The 827-nt window shown below is 69.0% G+C and carries 1 protein-coding gene; it reads left to right on the top strand.

Annotation, left to right across the window (positions count from 1 at the left end; genetic code table 11):
• Positions 1-91 precede the first annotated feature (91 nt).
• Positions 92-805, top strand: a complete 714-nt coding sequence (locus tag QWZ14_RS29040; RefSeq protein WP_290320554.1) for a response regulator transcription factor — start codon at positions 92-94, stop codon at positions 803-805.
• Positions 806-827 lie beyond the last annotated feature (22 nt).

Genomic DNA, 827 nt, shown 5'->3' with positions numbered 1-827 from the left:
TCTTGTTTGACGAATTTGCATGCCGTGTTATCAACCTTAGGACGGTAGGGGCGGACGCCAACCAGCCCCGTCGGTTCCCCTGGAGGCTCCCATGTCCGCCCTGCGCCGCATCCTGATCGTCGAAGACGACGCCGACCTCCGCGCCACCATGGCCGAGCAGATCCTCTCCGGCGGCGAGTTCAGCACCGACGAGGCCGAAAGCGCCGCCGCCGCCGAGGCCCTGCTCGCCAACGACAACACCCGCTACGACGCCATCCTCCTCGACATCGGACTGCCCGACAGCGACGGACGCGACTTCTGCCTCAAGCTCCGCCGCGACGGACGCCAGATGCCCGTCATCATGGTCACCGGCGCCGACGCCGAGGGCGACGTGGTCCGCGGCCTCGACGCCGGCGCCAACGACTACCTCGCCAAGCCCTTCCGCCTGCCCGAGCTGCTCGCCCGCGTCCGCGCCCAGCTCCGCACCTTCGACAACTCCGACAGCGCCGCCTTCCTCATCGGGCCCTACGTCTTCCGACCCAGCGTCCGCCTGCTCCAGGAGCCGGCCCGCAACCGCAAGGTCCGCCTCACCGACAAGGAATGCGCCATCCTCAGGTTCCTCTACCGCGCCGGCGGCAAGCCGGTGCCGCGCCAGACCCTGCTGCACGAGGTCTGGGGCTACAGCAGCGGCGTCACCACCCACACCCTCGAGACCCACATGTACCGCCTGCGACAGAAAATCGAGGCCGACCCCACCCAGCCCCGCCTGCTCCTCACCGAGCCAGGCTGCTACAGGCTCGAGGCCAGCACACACACCGCAGCCTGAAGCCGCAACACAGGCCCGCTCA

It is taken from the genome of Paeniroseomonas aquatica, assembly GCF_030409335.1.
In the GTDB taxonomy this organism is placed as follows: Bacteria; Pseudomonadota; Alphaproteobacteria; order Acetobacterales; family Acetobacteraceae; genus Belnapia; species Belnapia aquatica.
This window is presented reverse-complemented; position numbering and strand designations above follow the sequence as displayed.

Coding starts and splice junctions, on each gene's coding strand:
- QWZ14_RS29040 (WP_290320554.1), top strand. CDS start 92: ATGTCCGCCCTGCGCCGCATCCTGATCGTCGAAGACGACGCCGACCTC.